Genomic DNA, 25,269 nt, shown 5'->3' with positions numbered 1-25,269 from the left:
GCCCCGTAGTTGAGCCTGCGAAACCCATGCGGCCGTGGCGATGGGTATCGCTTCGCTCAACGCCATCCTACGAAAAGCCATGCTTGGCGGGGGATGTAGGTGCGGGGCCCGGGCTCAACCCTTCAACGCCTCGTGGGCCAGCACGCTGCGGGTGGTGGTCTCGTAGTGCTGCGCCAGCAGCGCGCAGGCCTTGTCCACGTCGCGCGCCAGGGCGGCGTCGAGCAGTTCGCGGTGTTCGCCGGGGACGTCGCGCTCGGCGCCGTCGTTGTAGTGCACCGAGAGCATGCGGTAGCGCGCGGTCTGGTCGCGCAGCATGTGCGACAGGCGCAGCAGCCAGGGCGAGCGGCAGTTGGCGATTAGCGCCTCGTGGAAGGCCACGTGGGCGTTTTCCCATTCCGGCTTCAGCAGCCGTTCCGGGCCTTCGACGATGGGCAGGCGGTCCAGGCGGTGGTGGGCGGCGATCAGCCGGCTTTCCCACTCCAGGTCGCCGTTGCGGATGGATTCGGCCAGGGCCTGGCACTCGATGAGCAGGCGGGTGTGGGTGATGTCGCGGATTTCCTCCGCGGAGATGCGCCCGACGCTGAAGCCCTTCTGGTCCTCGGCGCTGACGAAGCCGCTGGCGGCCAGGCGCGACAGCGCCTCGCGCAGGGGGATGACGCCGGCGTCGTAGTGCTCGGCCAGTTCCTTCAGGCGCAGGCGGCTGCCCGGCGCCAGGCGGCCGTTGATGATGTCTTCGCGGACCCGGGCCTCCAGTTGCGAGGCCATGGTGCGCTTCTCCGAGACTTCGGGCTGCTGTGCCCAGCGTTCGGCTCGGTTCATGGGCTTTACCACGGGTGATGACGGATGAGGCAGATGATACACAGAGCGGCCTTTTATCGATAATTCTGAAAAAATATATTTTATCGTTGACGGCATATTTTCCTCGGATTAGCTTAGGGCCCATACCGCACTGCCTGGCGGTCGTCACGAACCACAACAAGAGGTCAGCTCCATGCGCTACGTTCGCTTCACTCACCAAGGCCGCCCGGTACTGGGCGTGCGTACTGCCGAAGGCGTCCGGGTTCTCGGCGAGGAATCGCTGGAATCGCTGCTGGAGCGCGGCGTGGACCTGGCCACCTACGGCGCCGAGGCGCAGGGGCCGCTGGTGCAGATCGGCGAGCAGGACTACCTGCCGCTGATGAAGAAGCCCGGCAAGATCGTCTGCGTCGGCCTGAACTACGCCGACCACACCAAGGAATCGCCCTACGCCCAGCCGGACTACCCGACGCTGTTCCCGCGCTTCAACAGCAGCCTGATCGCCCACAACAAGCCGCTGGTCCGCCCGCGCGTCTCCGACACCCTGGACTACGAGGGCGAGATGGCCGTGGTGCTCAAGAGCGGCGGCCGGCACATTGCCAAGGAGCAGGCGCTGCAGCACGTCGCCGGCTACGCGCTGTTCAACGAGGGCTCGGTGCGCGAGTACCAGTTCAAGTCGCCGCAGTGGACCGTGGGCAAGAACTTCGACGACACCGGCGCCTTCGGCCCCGACCTGGTGACCGCCGACGAACTGCCGGCCGGCGGCAAGGGCCTGCTGTTGCAGACCCGCGTCAACGGCAAGGTGGTGCAATCGGCCAACACCGAGGACATGCTGTTCGACGTGGCCACCATCATCTCCACCCTCAGCGAGGCGGTGACCCTCGAAGCCGGTGACGTGATCGTCAGCGGCACCCCGGCCGGCGTCGGCTTCGGCATGGACCCGAAGGTCTACCTGAAGGCCGGCGACGTGGTGGAAGTGTCCATCGAAGGCATCGGCACCCTGGTCAACCCGGTGCTGGACGAAGCCTGACCCCGGGCATTCCCGGCCAGATCGAAGCCTCCCGCTCCGAGGCTTCGACGACAAGAACAACAAACGGAGGCGATCATGACTGTCACTCCCCGCAGTGTGCATTCGATCGATCATTACGCGCTGTTCGTGCCCTCGCTGGCCGAGGCGCGGACCTTCTTCGCCAGCTTCGGCCTGGAAGTCGGCGAAACCGCGGACGCCCTGGAACTGCGCGCCGCCGACGGCCACCGCTGGGCGCGGATGCTGCAGGGCCCGCGCAAGAGCCTGGCCTACCTGAGCTTCAACTGCTTCGCCGAGGACTACGACGCCCTGCGCCAGCAGGCCGAGGTCGCCGGCGCGCGCTTCGAGGCCGGCGACGGCGAGGGCTTCTGGTTCCGCGATCCCGACGGCAACCTGCTGCAGGTGAAGGTCGGCGCCAAGCACATGCCCGACAGCAAGCGCGCCGTGGCGCCGGCACAGCCCGCCGTGCGTGGCGTCGGCACCCGCGACGAAGTGGCCCGGGTACGCCCGCGGCGGCTGTCCCACGTGCTGCTGTTCAGCCCCGACGTGCCCCAGGCCGTCACCTTCTACGAGCGGGCCCTGGGCCTGCGCCTGTCCGACCATTCCCAGGACATCATCGCCTTCACCCATGCCCCCCACGGCTGCGACCACCACCTGGTGGCCTTCTGCAAGAGCGGCGCCAAGGGCTTCCACCACGCCGCCTGGGAAGTCGACGGCGTCGACGAGGTCGGCAACGGCGCCGAGCAGATGGCCAGCGCCGGCTACCGCGAGGGCTGGGGCACCGGGCGGCACTGCCTGGGCTCCAACTACTTCCACTACGTCCGCGACCCCTGGGGCTCGTTCTGCGAGTACTCGGCGGACATGGACTTCATCGACGCCGGCAGCCAGTGGCCGGCCGGCGACTTCCCGCCCGAGAACTCGCTGTACCTCTGGGGCCCCAGCGTCCCCGAGTACTTCGTCGTCAACACCGAGACGGACAGCGCGCCGGCCAAAAGCTAGCGCCCCCAGCGACGCAGGCCGCTCCCTGGTCCCGAACACTTTCCTGCCGCGCAGGGAGGCGGGGAGCGGCTTGCCCAAAACCCACCCGGTTTCAGGTCAGCACAGATGAACGAAAACAAGATCCATGACGTGGCTATCGTCGGCTACGGCCCGGTCGGCCAGACCCTCGCCATCCTCCTCGGCAAGATGGGCTACAGCGTCGCCGTGTACGAGCGCTGGCAGTCCCTCTACCCGCTGCCGCGCGCGGTGTTCCACGACCACGAGATCCGCCGCGTATTCCGCATGATGGGCCTGGAAGAGGAGCTGCAGGAGATTTCCCAGCCCTCGGCCTGCTACCAGTGGTTCAACGCCGACTGGAAGGTGCTGGTGGAGATCGACTGGTCCGCCGAGTCGATCAGCGACGGCCCCTTCGGCTACCTGTTCAACCAGCCGGGCCTGGAGGCCATCCTCGACCGCCGGGCCAAGGCCATCGCCAACGTCGAAGTCCACCAGGGCTGGGAAGTGCTGGGGCTGAGCCAGGACGAGCAGGGTTGCGAGCTGCGCATGCAACGCACCCAGCGCGGCGACGCGGCGCAGGCTCAGGCTACTGAGCAGCGCACCGTGCGCGCCCGCTACGTGGTCGGCGCCGACGGCGCCAACAGCGCGGTGCGCCGCGAGTGCGGCATCGACTGGCAGGACCTGGGCTTCCAGGAAGACTGGCTGGTGGTCGACCTGCAGCCCAACCCCGGCGTCGAGCTGGACGTGCCGGACATCGGCCAGTGGTGCAACCCGGCGCGGCCGACCACCATGGTCCCCGGCGGCCCCGGCTACCGCCGCTGGGAATTCATGCGCCTGCCCCACGAGAGCATCGAGGACCTGCAGAGCACCGACAAGGTCTGGGAACTGCTGGCGCCCTGGGTCACCCCGGACACCGCCAGCCTGGTGCGCCATGCGGTGTACCAGTTCCGCTCGCGCATCGCCCAGACCTGGCGCCACGGCCGCGTGCTGCTGGCCGGTGACGCCGCGCACCTGATGCCGCCGTTCATGGGCCAGGGCATGTGCTCGGGCATCCGCGACGCCTGGAACCTGTCCTGGCGCCTGGACCTGGTCTTGCGCGGCATCTGCTCCGACAAGCTGCTGGACAGCTACACCCTGGAGCGCAAGCCGCAGATCCGCGCGGTGATCGACGCCTCGGTGGAAATGGGCAAGGTGGTCTGCGTGGCCGACCCGCAGCAGGCCGCCGAGCGCGACGCCGCCTTCCTCGCAGGCGAAGTGCCGCCGCTGCCGCCGTTCCCCGGCCTGGTCGACGGCGTGGTGCACAAGGACGAGCGTAACGGCCGCGCCCTGGGCCCGGCCGGCTGCCTGGGCGTGCACGGCGAGATCGAGCGCGACGAGCGCCGCCAGCGCTACGACGACGCCTTCGGCCGCGGCTTCCACCTGCTGAGCATCGGCGACGACCCGCTGGCCGGGCTGGGCGAGGCGCACAAGGCGCTGCTCGAACGGCTGGAAGTGAAGGCCGTGCGCCTGAGCGAGGACGGCGCGCCGGGCACCTGCCGCGACCTGTCCGGCAAGTACCACCAGTTCCTCCGCGCCGCCGGGCTGCAAGCCGTGCTGGTGCGCCCGGACTTCTACATCTACGGCGGCATCGGCCACGCCAGCGAACTGCCGCAACTGCTCGACGCGCTGCGCCGCGACCTGGCGCTGCAGCCAGGCCAGGGCGGCGCGCTGCGCGAGGAGCGCCGGCCGCTCGCCGCCCAGGTCTAGGTCCCTTCTGCCGCGGGGCACTCCCCGCGGCACCCCTCTGAAAACAACAACAAGAGACAGAACCATGCTCAACATCAAGGTGAAAACGCTTGGTGCGGTCCTGGCCGCCCTGGCATTCGTGGAATGTCATGCCGCCGAGGCGCCGGCGCCGGGGGAGGGCAGCCTGTTCAAGGGCCTCTTCGGCGACAGCCTGGAGCGCGACTACGGCATTACAGTTTCCGGCCTGCTGGACGTCGCCTACGTGCGCAACAACCGCTCCACCCACGACGAGCGCGAGGACGGGCTGAGCAACCTGCCGCTCACCGGCATGTCCGACGAGAGCCTGGAGTGGGGCAGCCTGCACCTGTTCGTCGACAAGGCGCTCAAGGGCACCTTCGTACCGCGCATCACCCCGTTGCCGGGGCCCAAGCCGGAGGACTTCGCCTTCGGTTTCACCTTCGAGGCCAACTACGGGCGCAACGCCCAGTTCGCCCGGACCTTCGGCTGGGACATGCACTGGAACATGAACGAGGACGACGCCGCCAAGGCGCAGAAGGACAAGGACCGCTTCCTCGCCGTCCCCAACATCGCCGCCACCGCCTACGTGCCCTACGGGCCGGGCTTCAACTTCATGGCCGGGGTGTTCGGCCCGGCGCTGGGCTACGAGATCCCGCCGAACATCCGCCAGGCGCGCAACCCCTTCGCCAGCAAGACCTACGCCTTCGTCAGCGAGCCGGGCACCGTCTCCGGCGTGCTGGTCGGCACCCGCCTGCGCAATGACGCCAGCGGCATCCTCGGCCTGGAGCTGGGCGTGGTGCAGGGCTGGAACAACCTGCGCGACAACAACGACGGCAAGTCGCTGATGGGCGCCCTGCGCTGGCGCACGGCGGACATGAACACCTGGCTCGACTACGAGTTCATCGTCGGCAACGAGCAGAACGACAGCTTCTCCGACGTCCAGGCGCCGACCGCGCGGCTGGTCGCCGACAGCGGCCAGCTCAAGCAGCAGCACTCGCTCAACGGCTGGCACAGGTTCGACGAGCGCTGGTCCATGGGCGCCGAGCTGGTCTACGGCCACCAGGCCGGCGATGGCAAGGCCTCCACCGTCGACGTGGTGAGCGGCCCCGGCTTCGACGGCGCCCGCTGGTGGGGCGCCAACGCGGTCGTCACCTACCAGTACCGCCCGGACCTGTCCTTCTCCCTGCGCGGCGAGCATTTCAGCGACCCGGACGGCTTCATCCTGTTCCCCACCAGCACCGCCCGCGGCGACTACAACGCCCTCACCACCGGCCTGCGCTGGGATGTGACCGGCAACCTCTCGCTGCGCCCGGAAGTCCGCTACGACTGGTTCGACCCCCGCGACCACGACCGCCCCTACGGCAACGGCCGCGACCGCTCGCAACTCTCCACCATGGTCGAAGCGCTGTTCTACTTCTGACCGCCCGCCAACGTCCCGAGTACCCATGCCATGCACAACAACGACAACAAGTGGAATGCGCGCTACGAATACACGGCCGTCGCCATGCTCGCCCTGGGCTTCGGCCTGGTCGGCCTGGACCGCTTCATCATCCTGCCGCTGTTCCCGGTGATGATGGCCGAGCTGCACCTGGACTATCAGGACCTGGGCAACATCTCGGCGATCCTCGCCATCGCCTGGGGGATTTCCTCGATCTTCATGGGCCGGCTGTCCGACCGCATCGGCCGGCGCAAGGTGCTGATCCCCGCGGTGCTGCTGTTCTCCCTGCTGGCCGGTCTGTCCGGGCTGGCCAACGGCGTCGCCGCGCTGCTGCTGATCCGCGCGGTGATGGGCGTCTCCGAAGGCGCCTTCACGCCTACCGCCATCGCCGCCACCGCGGAGTCCTCGCACCCATCGCGGCGCGGGCTGAACATCGGCATCCAGCAGGCCTTCTTCCCGATCCTCGGCCTGGGCCTGGCGCCGATCCTCGCCACCCAGCTGCTGCTGGTGCTGCCGTCCTGGCGCTGGGTGTTCGTGGTGGTGTCGCTGCCCGGCTTCCTGCTCGCCTGGTTCATGTACCGCCGCCTGCACGAGACCCGCGCGCCGGCGGCTGCCGAGGCGCCCCAGGAACAGGGGCGCTGGCTGGATGCGCTGCGCTACCGCAACGTGCCGCTGAATATCCTCGGCATGTTCTGCATGCTCACCAGCCTGTTCGTGCTCAGCGTGATGATGCCCAACTACCTCACCGACTACCTGCACCTGGGCGTGCAGCAGATGGGCTTCGTCATGTCCGCCATTGGCCTGGGCGGCTTCATCGGCCAACTGGTGCTGCCGGGGCTGTCCGACCGCCTGGGGCGCAAGCCGGTGGTGCTGGGCAGCTTCGTCGCCACCGGCGCCTGCATCTGGCTGCTGATGCACACCGGGGCCGAGCCGCTGACGCTGTTCGCGCTGCTGTTCCTCACCACCTTCTTCAACTTCAGCATGATCTGCATGACCGTCGGCCCGCTCACCGGCGAGTCGGTGCCGCTGCCCCTGGTGTCCACCGCCACCGGGCTGGTGGTGGGCATCGGCGAAGTGTTCGGCGGCGGCGTGGCGCCGGCCCTGGCCGGCTACATCGCCCAGCACCACGGCATCCAGTACACCCTCTACCTGGCCCTGGGCGGCGTGGTGCTCGGCCTTGCCGCCGCCAGCCTGCTGCGCGAAACCGCGCCGCTGCGGCGCAAGGCGCCGGTCGGGCAGGCCGGAGACGTGGCCTGAAGCCGCAAGCCGGTAACGCCGACAGGATGTCGGCAGGGTGGAGCCGGGCCGACCGTCCCGGCTTCGCCCGCGTCATGCGCGGGATGCGCATGCCATCGCCGGCGCTACCCGCGCCGGCCGATGTTCCTTCCCTCGCGCAGGGCCCGGGCGGCGCCGGTCACGAGCCGGCGCCGCCCGGTGCCACCTGATGTAGTATCGGCGTTCCCCCGCCCGCGACGACGAACCCTTCATGATCGACATCCACAACGTCACCGCCTTCCAGCAGCAGACCCGCGTGCTCGACGGCTTTTCCCTGCACATCGGCGATGGCGAGAAGGTCGCCATCCTCGGCCCCAACGGCGCCGGCAAGAGCACGCTGCTCAAGCTGATCAGCCGCGAGCTGTACCCGGTGGAGCGCGAGGGCAGCCACCTGCGGCTGTTCGGCAGCGACACCGTCAACCTCTGGGACCTGCGCAGCCGCATCGGCTTCATCTCCCAGGACCTGCAGGACGACTACACGCCCTACACCCAGGCCCTGGACGTGGTGGTCTCCGGCTTCTTCGGCTCGATCGGCGCCCACGGCCACCTGCAGCCCAGCGACGAGCAGCTGGAGCAGGCCCGCGCGCTGCTGGCGGTGGTGGAGATGGCCGGCCACGAGCGGACCATGTTCCAGCGCCTGTCCACCGGGCAGAAGCGCCGCCTGCTGCTGGCCCGCGCGCTGGTCCACCGGCCGCGCGCGCTGATCCTCGACGAGCCGGCCAACGGCCTGGACATGGGCGCCAGCCTGGGCATGCTCAAGCTGCTGCGGCGCTTCTGCGGCGAGGCGCACGCCATGATCATCACCACCCACCACATCGACGAGGTCATCCCCGAGATCGAGCGCGTGGTGCTGCTGGACAAGGGCCGCGTCGTCGCCGACGGGCCCAAGGCCGAGGTGCTGACCAGCGCCCGGCTGTCCGACCTCTACCAGACCGAGCTGCGCATCGACGAGCAGGACGGCTGGTACCGCTGCTGGCACGCCTGAAGCCGGCATCCCGATTCCTCTGAGCCACCGGAGTAGAACCCCATGAAAGCCGCCATCGTCCATGCCTTCGACCAGCCGCCGCGCTACGGCGAGTTCGAGGCGCAGCCAGCCGCCGCCGGCGAGGTGCTGGTGCGCGTGCGCGCCGCCGCGCTCAGCCAACTGGTGCGCGCCCAGGCCAGCGGCAAGCACTACAGCAGCCCCCGGAGCCTGCCGGCGGTGCCCGGCGTCGACGGCGTGGGCCTGCTGGAAGACGGCACCCGCGTGTACTTCGCCTTCCCCCGCGCGCCCCACGGCGCCATGGCCGAGACCGTGGCGGTGGACGCGCGCTATTGCGTGGCGGTGCCCGACGGCATCGACGACATCACCGCCGCGGCCATCGCCAACCCCGGCATGTCGTCCTGGGCGGCGCTGCAGGAACGCGCGCACTTCAAGCCCGGCGAAAGCGTGCTGGTCAACGGCGCCGCCGGCACCTCCGGGCGCCTGGCCATCCAGGTGGCCAGGCACCTGGGCGCCTCGCGGGTGATCGCCACCGCGCGCAACCCGGCGGTGGAGGCGGAGCTGCGCGCCCTGGGCGCGGACCACTTCATCCGCCTGGACCAGCCGGCCGAGCAGCTGACCGCCGAGCTGCGCGAGGAAATCCAGGGCCGCGGCATCGACGTGGTGCTGGACTACCTGTGGGGCCCGCCGGCGGCCTGCATCCTCGACGCCGCGGCCAGCCACGGCAGCGGCGAGGCCTCGCCGCGCCTGCTCTTCGTCAACATCGGCTCGCTCGCCGGGGCGAGCCTGCCGCTGAACGCCGGCGCGCTGCGCAGCTCCGGCCTGGAGCTGCTCGGCAGCGGCCTGGGCAGCGTGTCCAACGAAGGCCTGGTGCGGGTGATCGGGCAACTGCTGCGGGCCATCGAGCCGGCCGGGCTGAAGGTGGACGCCGAGGCGGTGCCGCTGAGCGAGGTCGAGTCGGCCTGGCAGCGCAGCGCCGCCGAGCGCATCGTCTTCACCCTGTGAGCCGATACGGCTGAGGAGGCGCAACGATGCCAGGGTCAATGGCCCGCACAGGGCAGCGCGCCGCCCTGTGCCGGACTTCCAGCGGGTGCCACGAGGCGTTGCCCGGCAAACTTCCGTCGTATTGCCCGCAGGCCCGCGGGCATCGAGAATGCTGCCTTCCGAGCCAGAGGTGAGCGGCCATGATCCTGCGCGGTATGGCACAGATGCATATCGACGACCTGCCTCCCGGGTTCCAGGCGCTGGCCCGTGGGCTGGCGGGCGGGGAGCCGTTGGGGTTCGTCTGGGTGGTGTTCTACCAGGGGCGTATTTTCGGGGCTTATCCCTGTGCGGACCAGGCGTTGCGCAAGGTGACCGAGATAGAGCATTGCATCAGTGAGGATGAGGTGCCGAGTGCGCAGGGGTGAGGGGGGGGGTCTTCTCGCGGACTTGCCGGCCACGCCGGACTCCCCGGTTACGTCAATGTGCTTTTCGTAGGAGCGAGCTTGCTCGCGAACCCTGGATTCCCGCGTTCGCGGGAATGACGAGGGGGAGTTCTGGCATTTCAGGATGACTCCGAACTCCCCGCCCACTCCGAACGGCCCCTCTCCCGCTTGCGGGAGAGGGGACCGTTCGGCGTGAAGTGCAATCACGAAGCTCCCTGACTCCACACCCGTCCAGCCAAACCCATCGCGGACGGAGTCCGCTCCTACGCTTCCAGGAAGCACGGGCGTAGGAGCGGACTTTGTCCGCGATTGGATTCACCGGCACCGCCGAACGCTCCGGTGGCACGGCCAGCGGCGGATAACCGCGAACGGTTATCCGCCCCACGTTCCCGCGTTCGCTAGGTGTATCAGTTTGACTCCGAACTCCCCACTCACTCCGAACAGCCCCCTCTCCCTTCAGGGAGAGGGCTGGGGAGAGGGTTGCGGACTCCGACCATACACCTCTGCCAACCCTATACTCCGCTCCCCCTCCCTAACCCGCCCCCGCAAGCGGGAGAGGGGACCGTTCGGCGTGAAGTGCAATCACGAAGCTCTCTGACTCCACACCCGTCTAGCCAAACCCATCGCGGACGGAGTCCGCTCCTACGGTTCCAGCAAGCACGGGCGTAGGAGCGGACTTTGTCCGCGATTGGATTCACCGGCACCGCCGAACGCTCCGGTGGCACGGCCAGCGGCGGATAACCGCGAACGGTTATCCGCCCCGCGTTCCCGCGTTCGCTAGGTGTATCAGTTTGACTCCGAACTCCCCACCCACTCCGAACAGCCCCCTCTCCCGCTTGCGGGAGAGGGGGCTCTTCAGGCCACCGGGATAAGCGGATCGGCCGCCGCCAGGGCGATGCTGCGGTCGGCTGCCGGCGGGTAGATCCACAGGGTGTTGATCTGCGTCTTCAGCTCCTTGGCCTGCTCGCCCAGCAGCTTGACCTGGCGGTCCCAGCCCTCGGTGTACACCGCGCCCCAGGCGCCCAGGTCCAGGCAGGTCACGTACTTGGGCTGGCGGTAGGGGGTGGGCGGCACGCCCAGCAGGTCGGCGGCGGCGTTGTTGCCGGCGTGGCGGCCCAGGGAGATGGCGTGCTGGCAGGACATCACCGCGTGGTTGCCGAGGTCGTCGGTGGCGGCGTAGGCCACGTCGCCGGCGGCGAATACCTTGGCCTGGCCGCGCACCTTGAGGTTGCCGTCCACGTGCAGGCGGCCCAGGGCGTCGCGTTCGCCGCTCAGTTGCCCGGTCAGCGGGCTGGCGCGCAGGCCGCCGGTCCAGATGACCGTGTGGCTGTCGATGCGGCGGCCGTCGGCCAGGCTCACGCCGTCGGCGTCCACTGCGGCGACGCTGGCGTCGGGCAGCCATTCGATGCCCAGCTTTGCGGAGGCCTCGACGATCGACGGGCGGATGCCTTCGCCCAGGGCGGCGGCCACCTGCGCGCCGCGGTCGACGACTATCACGCGGATGTCCTGCTCCGCGCCCAGCGCTTCGCGCAGGCGCGCCGGCATTTCGGTGGCGGTCTCGATGCCGGTGAAGCCGCCGCCGACCACCACCACGGTGTTGCGCGCCGGGCTGGCGGGGCGGTTGCGCAGGGCCTTGAGGTGCGCTTCCAGGCGCGCCGCGGATTCGATCTGGTCGACGTCGAAGGCGTGGCTGTCCAGGCCCGGCACCGGCGGCCGGGCGAGCTGGCTGCCGGTGGCCAGCACCAGGCGGTCGTAGCCCAGCTCGCCCTGGCGGCCGGCGGCGTCGCGGTAGCCGACGCTCTGCGCCTGCTCGTCGATGCGCTCGGCGCTGCCCTGGACGAAGCGGATGCCCACGGTGTCGAACAGCGCGTCCAGCGGGGCGAACATGCGGCCCACGTCGGGTTCGTAGAAGCGCGGGCGGATGCGCAGCTCCGCCTGGGGCGCGAGGAGGCTGATCTGCACGTCGTGACGCTCGTGTCGGTCCAGCAGGCGTGCCGCGCTCAAGGCGCTCCAGAGCCCACCGAAGCCTGCGCCCACCACCAGAATCTGCTGTTTCATGATTTGCTCCCGAATATACGTAGTGATGAATGACCTTGAAGTTTCGGCTCCAAGCCCGGCGTGACTGTCGAGTCGTCCGCTGTGGAATTCATGCTATTCGGGGAACTTGCGCCGCACACTTCTACATGGGGTTCGCGGAATAGTGCGTTGGTCTGGCGGATATATACCTAGGTATCAGGACCTGCCGGGGAAGTTTCAGCGCGGCTGGCGCAGGGCGGTTTCGATGTACGCGAGCAGGCGCTCGGCGTCGAACGGCTTGGGCAGGCAGGCGAGCGGGGCGGGAACCGCCTCGGGGTAGGCGGTGATGAAGATGACGGGAATGCGCAGGCCCATGGCGATGAGCCTTGCGTGCAGCTGCAGGCCGCTCATGCCGGGCATCTGCACGTCGGACACCAGGCACTGCGCCTCGCCGGGCTCTCCGGTGAGGAAGTCCAGGGCGCTGGAATGACTGCGCACGCGGTAGCCGCTGGCGCGCAGCAGGCTCTCCAGCGCCGCGCGCACGGAGTCATCGTCGTCGACCACGGCAATCACGGCCGTCTGGCGACTCGGGGGTTCCTGGGTCATCGGGAATTGCTCGTGGCGGTATCTGTCGAGACTTCAAGATACGCCAGCGAACAAGGCGAAGAAGTATACCTGGGTATAGTCGGGCGAGACCTGGGTATGGGTTCTTGCAAACTTCCGTCGAGGCACTTTCCGCAACTTGGCAACTTCCTTGATCAATGAAGGGCAAGTTCATGGATACGAATGTAGTGCTCAGGCCTCGCGGGTAAAGCGGCTGCGATAGTCGCGCGGGGCGATCGACAGGTGGCGCTGGAAGGTGACGCGCATCCGCTCCTCGTTGCCGAAGCCGCATTGCCGGGCGATCTGCTCGATGCTCTGCGTCGAGTGTTCCAGCAGGCGCCGGGCGGCCTCCAGGCGGAACAGCTCGATGGCCCGGGCCGGGGTGCGGCCGGTGCGCTGCTTGTAGACCCGCGAGAAGTTGCGCGGGCTCATCCGCACGCGCTCGGCCAGCTGCTCCACCGTGAGGCTGCGCTCGCCCAGGTGCTCGGCCAGCCACAGGTGCAGTTCGTCGAACAGCGGGCTGTCGGCGGCCTGGGACTGCAGCAGGGTGCTGTACTGCGCCTGGCCGCCGGGGCGCTTGAGGTACACCACCAGCTCGCGGGCCACGGCCATGGCCACCTCGCGGCCGCAGTCGGCTTCCACCAGCGCCAGGGCCAGGTCGATGCCGGCGCTCACGCCCGCCGAGGTCCAGGTTTCGCCCTGCTGGATGAAGATCGCGTCGGCATCCACTTCCACTGCCGGGAAGCGCTGGCGCAGGGCGTCGCACAGGGCCCAGTGGGTGGCGGCGCGGCGGCCGTCGAGCAGGCCGGCGCGGGCCAGCAGGAAGGCGCCGCTGCACACCGAGGCGACGCGCCGGATGCGCGGTGCGGCCGCGCTGATCCAGGCCGCCAGCTCGGCGTGGCTGTCCAGCGTGTGGCAGATGTCCGGGGCGCCGGGCACCACCAGGGTATCGGCTGCCACGGCGTGCGGCGGCGGCAGGCACGTACTGTCCACCGCCAGGCCTTCCACGGTGCGCACCAGGCCGCCGGCCAGGCTCGCGGTGTGCAGGCGGTAGCCGGGCAGGCCGCGTTCGGCCAGCGCCTTGGAGGCGGCCCAGAACACCGTCTGGGCGCCGCTGAGGTCGAGCAGGCCCATGTCCGGGTAGGCCACGAACAGCACCTCGCGCGGGCCGTTGCCGGGCAACGCATTCTGGGGGTTGTCGATTGGGGTGATGTTCATTGCCAACGCTGCCATGCCTATTCCAACCAGCAGCGAGATACCGCCTGTGGCGGCGCTTGGCAAGCCCGGCGCCGGCGCTGGCCGATAACCTGGGATTTCTGTCCTGGCGAGCGGGCGCGGCGGCGCGCTAACTTCGTCCGGATGCCGGGCGTCCCGCCGCGTTGTCGGAGACGCCGTGGTGGACTAGTTTTTTCAGTCGTATGCCATGCGCGGCGTCGGTCGCGGGAGAGCCAGCCAGATGAGTTCGTGGTCGCAATCGGGGGCGCAGCAGGGCAGCGCCAAGCCCAGGGAACCGGTGGTCTACGTGGTCGACGACGACGAGTCGATGCGCCTGGCGCTGTCGGGGCTGCTGCGCTCCATCGGCCTGCGCGTGGAGACCTTCGAGTCCCCCGCGGACTTTCTCGTCTTCCCCCGCGACGACGCCCCCAGCTGCCTGGTGCTCGACGTGCGCCTGCGCGGCGAGAGCGGCCTGGCCTTCCAGGAGCAGGTGGAGAAGCACGGCCTGCGCATGCCCATCGTGTTCATGACCGGCCACGGCGACATCGCCATGACCGTCAAGGCCATGAAGGCCGGCGCAGTCGACTTCCTCGCCAAGCCGTTCCGCGACCAGGACATGCTCGACGCCGTGGCCAACGCCCTGGCCAAGGACGCCGAACGGCTCGCCGCCGAGCGCTCCAGCGCCGGGCTGCGCGAGGCCTACGCCGCGCTCACCCCCCGCGAGCGGGAGGTGATGGGCTACGTGGTGGCCGGCCTGATGAACAAGCAGATCGCCGCCGAACTGAACCTCAGCGAAGTGACGGTGAAGGTCCACCGCGGGCAGCTGATGCGCAAGCTGGCGGCGCGCTCGGTGGCGGACCTGGTGCGCAAGTCCGAGGCCCTGGGCATCGCGCCGCAGACGCGCCGGGCCCCCTGAGCGGGCGCGGCGTGGAGCGGGGATGAGCGACAGACGACAGGTCCTCTGGGACGACGGCGAGCGCGTGTTCAGCCGTGGGCGGCACCCGCGCCAGGACGAGCTCGGCGTGCTGCTCGCGCGCCCGGCCGGCGAGCCGCCGCAGCCCGCCAGCGTCGAGCGCCTGGCCCACGAGTTCGGCCTGAAGGACCAGCTGGACGGCGCCTGGGCGGTGCGCCCGCTGGAGCTGCTGCGCGAGGGCGGGCGCAGCCTGCTGGTGCTGGAAGACCCCGGCGGCGAGCCGCTGTCCGCGCAACTGGGCGCGCCCATGGAGACCGGCCGCTTCCTGCAACTGGCCGTAGGCATCAGCGCGGCCCTGGGCCACCTGCACCAGCGCGGCCTGGTGCACAAGGACCTGAAGCCGCCGCACATCCTGGTCGACTGCGCCGACGGCCGCGTGCGCCTCACAGGTTTCGGCCTGGCCTCGTGGCTGCCGCGCGAACGCCAGGCGCCGGAGCCGCCGGAAACCATCGCCGGCACCCTGGCCTACATGGCGCCCGAGCAGACCGGGCGGATGAACCGCTCGATCGACTCGCGCAGCGACCTCTACGCCCTGGGCATCACCCTCTACCAGATGCTCACCGGCGACCTGCCGTTCGCCGCCAGCGAGGCCATGGAGTGGGTGCACTGCCACATCGCGCGCCAGGCGGTGCCGCCCACGGCGCGGGTGGCGAGCATTCCCGCGCCGTTGTCGCGGCTGGTCATGAAGCTGCTGGCCAAGACCGCCGAGGAGCGCTACCAGAGCGCCGCCGGGCTGGAGCACGACCTGCGCCGCTGCCTGGCGAGCTGGCAGCGCCACGGGCGCATCGACGACTTCCCGCTGGACGGGCACAGCGTGCCGGAGCGCCTGCTGATCCCCGAGAAGCTCTACGGCCGCGAACGCGAGGTCGGCACCCTGGTGGCCGCCTTCGAACGCATAGTCGCGGGCGACGCGCCGGGGCTGGTGCTGGTGTCCGGCTACTCCGGCATCGGCAAGTCCTCGGTGGTCAACGAGCTGCACAAGCTGCTGGTGCCGCCGCGCGGGCTATTCGCCTCCGGCAAGTTCGACCAGTACAAGCGCAACATCCCGTACTCCACCCTGGTGCAGGCCTTCCAGGGCCTGGTGCGCATGCTCCTGGGCAAGAACGACCGCGAGCTGGCGCGCTGGCGCCAGGCCCTGCAGCAGGCGCTGGGCGCCAATGCGCGGGTGATGACCGAACTGATCCCGGAGCTGAAGCTGATCATCGGCGAGCAGCCGCCGCTGCCGGCGCTGGAACCGCAGCAGGCGCAGCGCCGCTTCCTGCTGGTGCTCAAGCGCTTCATCGGCGTGTTCGCCCGGCCGCAACACCCACTGGCGCTGTTCCTCGACGACCTGCAATGGCTGGACGCGGCCACCCTCGACCTGCTGGAAGACCTGCTGACCAGCGACGACCTGCGCCACCTGATGCTGCTCGGCGCCTACCGCAGCAACGAGGTGGACGACGCCCATCCCCTGCGCACCACGCTGCGCAAGGTCGGCAAGGCGCAGGTGCGCATCGACGAAATCCGCCTGGCGCCGCTGGGCCGTGGCCACGTCGAACAGCTGATCGCCGAGGCCCTGCACGGCGCGCCGACGCACATCCGCCCGCTGGCGCAACTGGTGCACGACAAGACCGCCGGCAACCCGTTCTTCGTCATCCAGTTCCTCCAGGCCCTGGCCGAGGAGGGCCTGCTGGCCTTCGAGGCGCAGGCGCGGCAGTGGCGCTGGGACCTCGGGCGCATCCAGGCGATGGGCTACACCGACAACGTAGTCGACCTGATGCTCGACAAGCTGGCGCGCCTGCCGGCGCAGACCCAGGAGGTGCTACAGCAGCTGGCCTGCCTGGGCAACCGCGCCGAGGCCGGGACCCTGGGCAGCGTGCTGGCGCTATCGCGCAGCCAGCTGCAGCGGGCCCTGTGGGACGCCATCCGCCAGGAGCTGGTGGAGCGCGGGGAGGGCGCCTACGCCTTCGCCCATGACCGTATCCACGAAGCGGCCTACCTGTTGATTCCCCAGGCCGAGCGCGCCGCGGCGCACCTGCGGATCGGCCGCCTGCTGGCCGAGCAGACGCCGCCGCAGGCGCGCGAAGACGCGATCTTCGAGATCGTCGGCCAGCTCAACCGCGGCGCCGCGCTGATCGCCGAGCCGGACGAGCGCGAGCGCCTGGCCGGGTTCAACCTGCTCGCCGGGCAGCGGGCCAAGGCCTCGACCGCCTATGCCTCGGCGCTGGCCTATTTCGCCCGCGGCGTGGAGCTGCTGGACGGGGCGAGCTGGCAGGGCCGCCACGAACTGCTGTTCGCCCTGGAGTCCGGCCGCGCCGAATGCGAGTTCGCCACCGGCCAGGTGGCCCAGGCCGAGCAGCGCCTGCGGATGCTCTCCGGGCGCGCCGCGACGACCGTGCAGCGCGCCTGGGTGGCCTGCCTGCAGGTGGACGTCTACCTGATCCTCGACCGCCGCGACGACGCCGTGGCGGTCTGCCTGGACTTCCTCCGCCACGTGGGCATCGACTGGCCGGCCCACCCGGACGACGCCACGGTGCAGGCCGAGTACGAGCGCATCCGCGCCCAGCTCGGCGCGCGGCCCATCGACATGCTCATCGACCTGCCGCCGATGCGCGAGCCGCTCGCCCTGGCCACCATCGAGGCGCTGACCACGCTGTTCTCGCCGGCCCTGCACACCGACGGCAACCTGGCCTGCCTGACCATCTGCAAGGCCATCAACCTGAGCCTGGAGCACGGCAACGGCGACGCCTCCTGCGTGGCCTACGCCAACATCCCGCGGGTCGCCGGACGGCGCTTCGGCGACTACCAGGCCGGCTTCCAGTTCGGCCGGCTCGGCTGCGAACTCGTCGAACGCCGCCGCCTGGAACGCTACGAGGCGCGCACCTACCTGTCGTTCTCGCTGTTCGCCCAGCGCTGGGTGCAGCCGGTGCGCGCCTGCGAAGAGCAGCTGCGCCGCGTGTTCGACAGCGCCAACCGCACCGGCGACCTGCCGTTCGGCGCCTTCGCCTGCAACAGCCTGGTGTCCAACCTGCTGTTCAGCGGCGAGCCGCTGCCCGAACTGCAGGCCGAGGCGGAGCGCGGCCTGGCCTACGCCGGCAAGGTCGGCTTCGGCCTGGTGATCGACTTCCTCGACAACCAGCTCGCGCTGATCCGCACCCTGCGCGGCCTGGCCCCGCGCTTCGGCCACCTCGACCAGGGCGGCTTCCGCGAGGCGGAGACCGAGGCGCGCCTGGCCGGCGCCTCGCGGGTGTACAGCTGCTGGTACTGGATCCGCAAGTTGCAGGCGCGCTACTTCGCCGGCGATTACTCGGCGGCGCTGGAGGCTTCCGCCCAGGCTCAACCGTTGCTGTGGACCTCCCACGCGTTCATCGAGGAGGGCGAGTACTGCTTCTTCGACGCGCTTGCCCACGCCGCGCTGTGCGATGCCGCCTCGCCGGACGATAGCCACCTGGACGTGATAGCCGCACACCGGGACGAACTGCGGGTGTGGGCCGACCTCTGCCCGGCGAACTTCACTTGCCACGTCCTGCTGCTGGAGGCCGAACTCGCCCGCCTGCAGGGCCGCGTGGCCGATGCCGAGCTGCATTACGAGCAGGCCATCCGCGCCGCCCAGGACGACGGCTTCCTCCAGGTGGAGGCGCTGGCCAACGAACTGGCGGCCGCCTGCTACGCCGCGCGCGGGCTCGACAGGGTGGCCCGTGTCTACCTACAGGGTGCGCATGCTTGTTACCTGCGCTGGGGCGCCGAGGGCAAGCTGCGGCAGCTGGAGGCGCGGCATCCCTTCCTCGGCGAACAGGTGCCGGCGCCGGGCCCCATCGCCACCATGGCCGCCCCGGTGGAACAGCTAGACCTGGCCACCGTGCTCAAGGTGCTGCAAACCACCTCCGGCGAAATCGTGCTGGAGCGGCTGGTGGACAGCGTCATGCGCACGGCCCTCGAGCAGGCCGGCGCCGAACGCGGCGTGCTGGTGCTCCAGGGCGCCGACGGGCCGCGCATCGTGGCGCAGGTGACGGTCGACGACGACGCGCCGCGCCTGCAACTGCGCGACGAGCCGCTGAGCGAAGCGCTGCTGCCGGAGGCGCTGCTCTACCAGGTGCTGCGCACCGGCGAGAGCCTGGCGCTGGACGACGCCCTGGCCGAGGCGGCGTTCGCCAGCTCGCCCTACGTGCGCAACCGCCAGGCGCGCTCCATCCTCTGCCTGCCGCTGATGAACCAGGGCCAGCTCAGCGGCGCCCTGTACCTGGAGAACAACCTGACCGCCCGCGCCTTCAGCCCGGCGCGCACCGCCGTGCTCAAGCTGGTGGCCTCGCAGGCCGCCGCCTCGCTGGAGAACGCCCGGCTGTACCGCGACCTCGCCGAGCGCGAGCGGCGCTACCGCGAGGTGCAGGGCGAACTGGCCCACGCCAACCGCGTGGCGACCATGGGCCAGCTCACCGCGTCCATCGCCCACGAGGTCAACCAGCCGATCGCCGCCACCATCACCAACGCCTACGCGGCGCAGCGCTGGCTGGGCGCGCAGCCGCCGGACCTGGGCGAGGTGGGGCAGGGGCTCGAGCGCATCGTCAAGGACGCCAACCGCGCCGCGGACGTGCTCAAGCGCATCCGCGGGCTGCTGCGCAAGGCGCCGTCGCAGAAGGCCGCGCTGGACATCAACGAGGCGATCCTGGAAATGGTCGAGTTCACCCGCGGCCAGGCCGCCAAGGGCGGCGCCGCGGTGCGCACGCGGCTGGCCGAGGGCCTGCCGCCGGTGGAGGGCGACCGGGTGGAGCTGCAGCAGGTGCTGCTCAACCTGATCATCAACGCCATCGAGGCCATGGGCGAGGTCGACGACGGCGTGCGCCAGCTGGACATCGAAACGGCGCCGGATGGCGCAGGCGGCGTGCGGGTGAGCGTCAGCGACACCGGGCCGGGCTTCGCCGCGCAGGACGCCGGGCAGGTCTTCGCGCCTTTCTACACCACCAAGCCCAGCGGCCTGGGCATGGGCCTGTCGATCTGCCGCTCGATCATCGAGGCCCATGGCGGTCAGCTGCAGGCCTTGGCCAACCCGCCGCGCGGCGCGCTGGTCCGCTTCGACCTGCGGGGCTGCCCGGGCCAGGCCCTAGAGCTGCGATAGGCCGCCGTCCACGCACAGGTCGACGCCGGTAATGAAGCTGCTGTCGTCCGAGGCGAGGAACAGCGCGGCGTTCGCCAGCTCCTCGGGGCGGCCGAGCCGGCCCAGGGGAATCTGGCCGGCCACCTGCCTTTCGAAGGCGGCGAACTGCTCGTCGCCGATGCCCATCTTGCCGATGATCGGCGTCAGCACCGGCCCCGGGCTCAGGCAATTGACGCGGATGTTGCGCTGCCTGAGCTCCGCCGCCCAGCTGCGCGCGAAGGAGCGGACGGCGGCCTTGGTGGCGGCGTACACCACATGGGCGTCGAGGGCCTTGAGGTGGGCGATGGACGACACCAGCACGATGGAGCCGCCGTCGCGCAGCAGCGGCAGGGCCTTCTGGATGCTGTAGAAGACGCCCTTGACGTTGATGTCGAACTGCTCGTCGAATTGCGCCTCATCCACCTGTTCGCCCGCGGCGGGGCGGATGACGCCGGCATTGGCGACCAGCACGTCGAGCCGCCCGTACAGCTGGCCGATGCGCTGGTACAGCGCGTCGATATCGGCCAGCCGGCTGGCGTCGGCGCAGATGCCCAGGGCGTTGCCGCCGATCTGCCCGACGGCCTCGTCCAGCACCTGGCGGCGCCGCCCGGTGATGACCACCGTCGCGCCCTCCCGGGCGAACCGCTGCGCGGTGGCCAGGCCGATGCCGCTGTTGCCGCCCGTCACGAGCGCGATCTTGTCGTTCAGCTTTCCCATCATTCCTCCAACGTCGTTGCCGAGTGAGTTTGCGTGGGGGATTGCCATGCAGGGCCGGCCGGCAGCGGCAGGTAGCGCCCGATCTTCTCCGCCAGCTTCGCGCGGCGATCGGCGAGCCGGGCCTGGAGCGCGTCCAGCGCCTGGAGCTTCTCCACGTGCCGCTGCAGGCAGGCGAGGAAGCCTTCGCTGTCTTCCTCCTCTTCCAGGTAGTGCAACAGGCCGTGGATCTGCCGGGTGCTGAAGCCGCACTCGATCAGTTCGCGTATCCAGCGCACGCGCTGCACCATGGCCGGGGCGTAGTCGCGATAACCGTTTTCCAGCCGCGACGACGCGATCAGCGCCCGGGCTTCGTAATGACGAAGCGCGCGGGTGCTCGCGCCGGTACGCAGTGCCAGTTCGCCAATCTGCATGTTCACCTCCACCGGCGGAACTCTAGGGGCTTGACGCTAGTGTCAAGGTCAAGCGCCTGCATTGCCCGGCGCGGGACCTCGGGTGGCGATTATAGGAACGCGGCCCGGCGGCCAGAAATGCACATGGGTATAGGCCCGGCATACCTGGGTATGACGGCCGGCGGGGCGCGGAAACCGGCTCGTCTATGCTGGAGTTTTCGATTGCCAGCGAGGGTGCGTCATGGGCCTGAACGAAGCGAGCCAGCGGCTGCGGCGCGAATTATTGAACATGGCCTTCCGCCATGAGGGACTGGCGACCGACCTGGGGCGGGCCGCCGAGCAGCTGCCGGCGTCCCAGGCGGTGCACCTGGTGCGCATGGCGGCGTTCCTGCAGGGCGATGCCGAACGGCTGATCGCCATGGCCGAGCAGGTGCGCACGGGCGTCATCAGCGCCAGCGGCCCCTGACCCCTCCAAAGCACTATTCCCTTCCTCCGGCGTGCGGGTAAGGTGGCGGCAGAACACCACTGGATTGCCCATGAACCGCAACGCCGCGCCCCCGCAGGCCCGCCAGGTCGTCCTGGCCAACGGCCTGGGGCTGACCCTGGTGCACGATCCGCAGGCCACCCGCGCCGCCGCCCTGGCGCGGGTGGCGGCCGGCAGCCATGACGAGCCGCGGGCGCACCCCGGGCTCGCGCATTTCCTCGAACACCTGCTGTTCCTCGGCGGCGCGCGCTTCGCCGCGGGCGAGCGGCTGATGCCCTGGGTGCAGGCGCGGGGCGGGCGGCTGAACGCCAGCACCCGGGCGCGCACTACCGACTACTTCTTCGAAGTGCCCGCCGCGGAGCTGGACGGCGGCCTGGCGCGCCTGCTCGACATGCTGGCCCGGCCGCGGTTGGAAGTTAGCGCGCAACTCGGCGAGCGCGAGGTGCTGGAGGCGGAATACATCGCCCGCGCCCGCGATGCCGGCACGCTGATCGACGCGGCCCTGGCCGCCGGGGTGGCCGAGGGGCATCCGCTGCGCCGCTTCGTGGCCGGCCGGCGCGCCAGCCTGGCGGTGGAGGCGGCGGATTTCCAGAGCGCGCTGCGGGACTTCCATGGCGGCTTCTACCGGCCCGGCAATGTGCAGCTGTGGTTGCAGGGGCCGCAGTCCCTCGACGAGTTGCAGGCCCTGGCCGTCCGGCACTGCGGGGATTGGTTGGCTGGCCCAGTGCCGGTCCGCAACCTGCCGCCGGCCCTGGCGCCGCTGGCCGGCGACAGGCTGCACTTGCGCCTGCCCGGTGCGCCGCGCCTGGTGCTGGGCTTCGCCGTGGCCGAGCTGGATGCCGTCGCCGAACAGACCTTCGACGCCCTGGCCGACCTGCTGGGCGACGAGGCGGAGGGTGGATTGCTGGCCTGGCTGGGCGAGCGCGGGCTGTGCGATGCGGCGAGCTTGCGGGTGGCCTACCGCGCGCCGGGGCAGGCGCTGCTGGCGGCGACCTTCGAACTGGCGCAGGCGCGGGATGCCGCGCGGGTCGAGGCGGCCTTCCTCGATTGGCTGCGGGCGTTGCGCGAAGGTGGCGGCGTTGCCTTGGTGGCGGACGAAGCACGGCAACTGCCTCCCCTGGAACAACTGCAGCGGCGTGCCCGGGGCCTGCCGGCGCCGGTCTCGCCGCAATGGCTGGCGGCGCTGGATGCTTCGCGCCTGGTCCGCCTGCTGGTGGCGGCGGATGCGCCGGGCCAGCCCACCTGCGTAGCCGGCTTCGACCTGCACCTGGGGCGCAGTCCGGTCGAGCCCGTGGCCTTTGCCCCGCAGCCCTGGCGTTTTGCAGCGCCACCTGCGGCCAGCACGGCGGCAACGGGTGCGATTCATCTACGTTGGCGCTTCCCGAGCGCGCCGTCCCATAGCCACTTCCTCGCCTTGCGCCACGGCCTGCGCCCGCTGGCCGGGCTGGCGCGGCGCAATGGCGTGAGTCTGCGCCTGGACGAGGAGGGCGCCGACTGGGCCCTGGGCCTGCAAGGCCCGGCCGACCGCCTGGAAAGCTGCCTGGACGGCGCCCTGGCGCTGCTGGCCGAGCCCCCCGCGGCAGTGCTGGCCCAGGGGGAGCGCCTGCTGTTGCGCGAGCGGCAGCAGAAGGCCGCCGAACTGCCGATCCGCCGTCTGCTCGACGCCTTGCCGGTCCATTTGGCGGGGGAGGGTACGGCTTTGCCGGACTGGTCCTCGGCGCGCTGGGATGTGCTGGTGCGCAACGCCGAGACGCCCCAGCCAAGCCAGGTGCCCGGCCTGCTGGCGACGGAGCCGCTGCTGCCGCCGGCATTGGTTCCGGGCTTCCATCGCTGCCTGGTGCCGGGCGAAGGCGAGTCGGCGCTGCTGCTGTTCTACCCGCTGCCGGGGCGGGATGCGACTCAGGAGACCGCCTGGCGCCTGCTGGCACGCGAGCTGGAGGGCGGCTTCTACCGGCGCCTGCGCGTCGAGCTGAACCTGGGCTACGCGCTGTTCTGCGGCTTCCGCCAGGTCGCCGGTTGGCGCGGGCTACTGTTTGCCGTGCAGTCGCCGCACGCGCAGCCGGACGCGCTGTTCGGCCACCTGCGCACCTTTCTGGAAGACGCCGCCATCTCTCTGGGCGAACTGTCCGACACTCGTCTGCATGACCTCGCCCACAGCCTGGCGAACGAGCCGGCCAGCGAGAACGCGGCCTGGCGCGACCAGCTCGCCGGCGTGGATGCTGACCACGCGCAACGCGTGGCCGAGGCCGCCCGCCGCACCACCCGCGCCGACCTCCTGGCCGCTCACGCCGCATTGCTGGATGAGCAGGGCGGCTGCTGGCTGCTGACCCACCGCGCCTGATCTCTTTCTACACCTCCTTCCGCTACTGCCCGGGCGTATCGCCCCGGGCACGTGCGCCTGCGACTTTGGTCCTGCGCCGCAAGGCCCGCTGCCAAGGTGCCGCTACCCCCGCGACCAAGGCGCCGGGCCTTGTGGTGGCCTGGTGCCATGGCCTTGCGCAGCGCTCCGGCAGGCCCCACGCAAGCAGCGTCGAAGCGCGCCCAAAGCAGCGTATGGCGCCGCGCGGGGCGTTTCGATAATCGCCTCCGCCACGACCCCGAACGGTCATCCATCCCCTGCGGAGCGCGTCATGAACAAGAACAACACCGCCATTCGCCGTTTCCTGCCCCTGGCCCTGGCCTCGCTGGGCAGCCTGGGCTGCCTGCCGGCCGTCGCCGACATCAAGCTGTACGACAAGGACGACACCACCTTCTCCACCGACGGCTACTTCAACGCCTTCTACGTCAACAGCGACGTGGACCGCGAGGGCGACACCTACGACCGCCGCCAGTCGCGGGTGAAGATGGGCTTCCTGCCCAACTACATCGGCTTCAACTTCGGCAAGAAGATCGACGGCCTGACCCTCACCGGGCGTTCCTCGTTCTGGGTGACCATCAACGACAGCGAGCAGGACGGCACCGACACCGCCATCGACGTGCGGCAGTTCTACGGCAACGTGGCCGGCGACTGGGGCGAGGTGCTGATCGGCAAGGACTTCGGCCTGTTCTCGCGCTCGAACATCTTCCTCGACGAACTGCTGGCCGGCTTCGGCAACGCCAGCGACACCCTCGGCCTGGTGGACGGCAAGGGCGTGTCCTTCGGCAACATCGGCACCGGCTACCCGTACCCGTTCCCCACCTCGCAGATCACCTACCGCAACAACAACCTGGTGGACGGCCTGCGCGTGGCGGTGGGCATCATGGACCCGATCGACACCAACCAGATCGACAAGGACGCCAGCGACGGCCTGGACGACAAGGCCTACCAGGACAACCCGCGCTACGAGAGCGAGATCAGCTACCAGTTCGACCTGGGCGGCGCGCAGATCTACAGCTGGGTCAACGGCGCCTACCAGACCTCGAAGAACACCAATGACCAGGTCGACGACGTCACCTCCAAGGGCCTGGGCTACGGCATCCAGGCCAAGTTCGGCGGCGTGTCGCTGACCGGCTCGGGCTTCACCGCCAAGGGCATTAACCCGTTCTTCACCAACAACGCCGGCGAAGCCGCGCTGCGCGAGGTGGACAGCCGCGGCATGCTGCTGCAGGGCTCCTACACCTGGGGCAAGAACCGCCTGGCGCTGTCCTACGGCAAGACCGAGGACGACGGCAACGGCCTGGGCAGCGCGGCGGACTACTCCACCCGCGGCATCGCCTACTTCCGCACCATCAACGACAACCTCAAGCTGGTGGCCGAGTACAACCAGTACGAGATCGACGGCCGCAAGGGCTCGCTGGTGAGCGAGGACACCGACACCTTTGCGGTTGGCGCGGTATTGAACTGGTAATAATCCTCAGAGCTCCTTTGGCAGTAATTGGGCGGGGCGGCGGTGGCGTCGGCCCGCCGTTTTTTTGTGGGGGGATGGTGTTGCTCTGAAGAGCGCCCTCTCCCTAACCCTCGGCTGCGCGCCCCGCCCTGAAGGGAGAGGGGACCGTTCGGAGTGCTCGGGTATTTCGGAGTCAGCCGGCTAGCACGAAGTTGCCGGCTGACACCAAATCCATTCTCGGCACGGACTAGCCCCCTCTCCCTTCAGGGAGAG

Annotated in this window: 19 protein-coding genes; 13 read left to right on the top strand and 6 right to left on the bottom strand. The window is 70.0% G+C overall.

Annotation, left to right across the window (positions count from 1 at the left end; translation table 11 throughout):
- Nucleotides 1-114: 114 nt before the first annotated feature.
- Nucleotides 115-819 carry a GntR family transcriptional regulator gene (locus tag BM060_RS24870; protein WP_074984069.1) on the bottom strand — a complete coding sequence of 235 codons (705 nt, stop codon included), beginning with the start codon at nt 817-819 and terminating at the stop codon, nt 115-117.
- 172 nt (nt 820-991) lie between these two features.
- Between BM060_RS24870 and BM060_RS24865 the strand changes: the two genes are divergently transcribed.
- From BM060_RS24865 to BM060_RS24830, 8 genes are all read left to right on the top strand, one after another.
- Nucleotides 992-1,825: a fumarylacetoacetate hydrolase family protein gene (locus BM060_RS24865; protein WP_074984067.1), complete on the top strand. Its 834-nt coding sequence runs from the start codon at nt 992-994 to the stop codon at nt 1,823-1,825.
- A 75-nt stretch (nt 1,826-1,900) separates the two neighbouring features.
- Entirely contained in the window at nt 1,901-2,821 is a 921-nt protein-coding gene (locus BM060_RS24860; protein WP_074984065.1) for a VOC family protein, read from the top strand.
- Between the two features lie 105 nt (nt 2,822-2,926).
- Nucleotides 2,927-4,564, top strand: coding sequence for a bifunctional 3-(3-hydroxy-phenyl)propionate/3-hydroxycinnamic acid hydroxylase MhpA (gene mhpA / locus BM060_RS24855; RefSeq protein WP_074984062.1), 1,638 nt, complete (start codon nt 2,927-2,929; stop codon nt 4,562-4,564).
- Between the two features lie 64 nt (nt 4,565-4,628).
- Complete coding sequence (locus BM060_RS24850; RefSeq protein ID WP_074984060.1) at nt 4,629-5,981, top strand: outer membrane beta-barrel protein; 1,353 nt, start codon at nt 4,629-4,631, stop codon at nt 5,979-5,981.
- Nucleotides 5,982-6,011: 30 nt separating this feature from the next.
- The gene (locus BM060_RS24845) at nt 6,012-7,256 is read left to right on the top strand and encodes an MFS transporter (RefSeq protein ID WP_074984058.1); all 1,245 of its coding nucleotides are present in this window, start codon (nt 6,012-6,014) and stop codon (nt 7,254-7,256) included.
- A gap of 229 nt (nt 7,257-7,485) precedes the next feature.
- On the top strand, nt 7,486-8,259 hold the full coding sequence (locus BM060_RS24840) for an ABC transporter ATP-binding protein (RefSeq protein ID WP_043272016.1): 774 nt from the start codon (nt 7,486-7,488) through the stop codon (nt 8,257-8,259).
- 42 nt (nt 8,260-8,301) lie between these two features.
- Nucleotides 8,302-9,261, top strand: coding sequence for a quinone oxidoreductase family protein (locus tag BM060_RS24835; protein WP_074984056.1), 960 nt, complete (start codon nt 8,302-8,304; stop codon nt 9,259-9,261).
- Nucleotides 9,262-9,440: 179 nt separating this feature from the next.
- On the top strand, nt 9,441-9,665 hold the full coding sequence (locus BM060_RS24830) for a hypothetical protein (RefSeq protein WP_074984054.1): 225 nt from the start codon (nt 9,441-9,443) through the stop codon (nt 9,663-9,665).
- A gap of 873 nt (nt 9,666-10,538) precedes the next feature.
- Here the strand turns inward: BM060_RS24830 and BM060_RS24825 are convergent.
- The 3 genes from BM060_RS24825 to BM060_RS24815 all read right to left on the bottom strand — a co-directional run bounded on the left by BM060_RS24825 (nt 10,539) and on the right by BM060_RS24815 (nt 13,520).
- The gene (locus tag BM060_RS24825; protein ID WP_074984052.1) at nt 10,539-11,741 is read right to left on the bottom strand and encodes an NAD(P)/FAD-dependent oxidoreductase; all 1,203 of its coding nucleotides are present in this window, start codon (nt 11,739-11,741) and stop codon (nt 10,539-10,541) included.
- Between the two features lie 195 nt (nt 11,742-11,936).
- The gene (locus BM060_RS24820) at nt 11,937-12,305 is read right to left on the bottom strand and encodes a response regulator transcription factor (RefSeq protein WP_074984050.1); all 369 of its coding nucleotides are present in this window, start codon (nt 12,303-12,305) and stop codon (nt 11,937-11,939) included.
- 189 nt (nt 12,306-12,494) lie between these two features.
- Entirely contained in the window at nt 12,495-13,520 is a 1,026-nt protein-coding gene (locus BM060_RS24815) for a GlxA family transcriptional regulator (RefSeq protein ID WP_074984048.1), read from the bottom strand.
- Between the two features lie 238 nt (nt 13,521-13,758).
- Between BM060_RS24815 and BM060_RS24810 the strand changes: the two genes are divergently transcribed.
- Together BM060_RS24810 and BM060_RS24805 are read left to right on the top strand one after the other, a co-directional pair.
- Nucleotides 13,759-14,433: a response regulator transcription factor gene (locus BM060_RS24810; RefSeq protein WP_074984045.1), complete on the top strand. Its 675-nt coding sequence runs from the start codon at nt 13,759-13,761 to the stop codon at nt 14,431-14,433.
- 22 nt (nt 14,434-14,455) lie between these two features.
- The gene (locus BM060_RS24805) at nt 14,456-19,582 is read left to right on the top strand and encodes a trifunctional serine/threonine-protein kinase/ATP-binding protein/sensor histidine kinase (RefSeq protein ID WP_074984043.1); all 5,127 of its coding nucleotides are present in this window, start codon (nt 14,456-14,458) and stop codon (nt 19,580-19,582) included.
- Here BM060_RS24805 and BM060_RS24800 read toward each other — a convergent pair.
- A complete protein-coding gene (locus BM060_RS24800; RefSeq protein ID WP_074984041.1) occupies nt 19,568-20,317 on the bottom strand; it encodes an SDR family NAD(P)-dependent oxidoreductase in 750 nt (249 codons plus the stop codon). The two genes, BM060_RS24805 and BM060_RS24800, sit on opposite strands and share 15 nt — an antisense overlap.
- Entirely contained in the window at nt 20,317-20,727 is a 411-nt protein-coding gene (locus tag BM060_RS24795) for a MerR family transcriptional regulator (protein WP_074984081.1), read from the bottom strand. Before BM060_RS24795 ends, BM060_RS24800 begins: the two co-directional genes overlap by 1 nt.
- 220 nt (nt 20,728-20,947) lie before the next feature.
- Here BM060_RS24795 and BM060_RS24790 point away from each other — a divergent pair, with 220 nt between their 5' ends.
- The 3 genes from BM060_RS24790 to BM060_RS24780 all read left to right on the top strand — a co-directional run bounded on the left by BM060_RS24790 (nt 20,948) and on the right by BM060_RS24780 (nt 25,017).
- Complete coding sequence (locus tag BM060_RS24790; protein WP_058070440.1) at nt 20,948-21,172, top strand: hypothetical protein; 225 nt, start codon at nt 20,948-20,950, stop codon at nt 21,170-21,172.
- A gap of 70 nt (nt 21,173-21,242) precedes the next feature.
- Nucleotides 21,243-23,531: a pyrroloquinoline quinone biosynthesis protein PqqF gene (pqqF, locus tag BM060_RS24785; protein ID WP_074984039.1), complete on the top strand. Its 2,289-nt coding sequence runs from the start codon at nt 21,243-21,245 to the stop codon at nt 23,529-23,531.
- 289 nt (nt 23,532-23,820) lie between these two features.
- Nucleotides 23,821-25,017: a porin gene (locus BM060_RS24780; protein WP_043316469.1), complete on the top strand. Its 1,197-nt coding sequence runs from the start codon at nt 23,821-23,823 to the stop codon at nt 25,015-25,017.
- Nucleotides 25,018-25,269: the final 252 nt, after the last annotated feature.

Source organism: Pseudomonas citronellolis (genome assembly GCF_900112375.1).
GTDB lineage: Bacteria > Pseudomonadota > Gammaproteobacteria > Pseudomonadales > Pseudomonadaceae > Pseudomonas > Pseudomonas citronellolis.
Note: the sequence above shows the minus strand (reverse complement) of the source record. Positions and strands in the feature narration are given on the sequence as shown.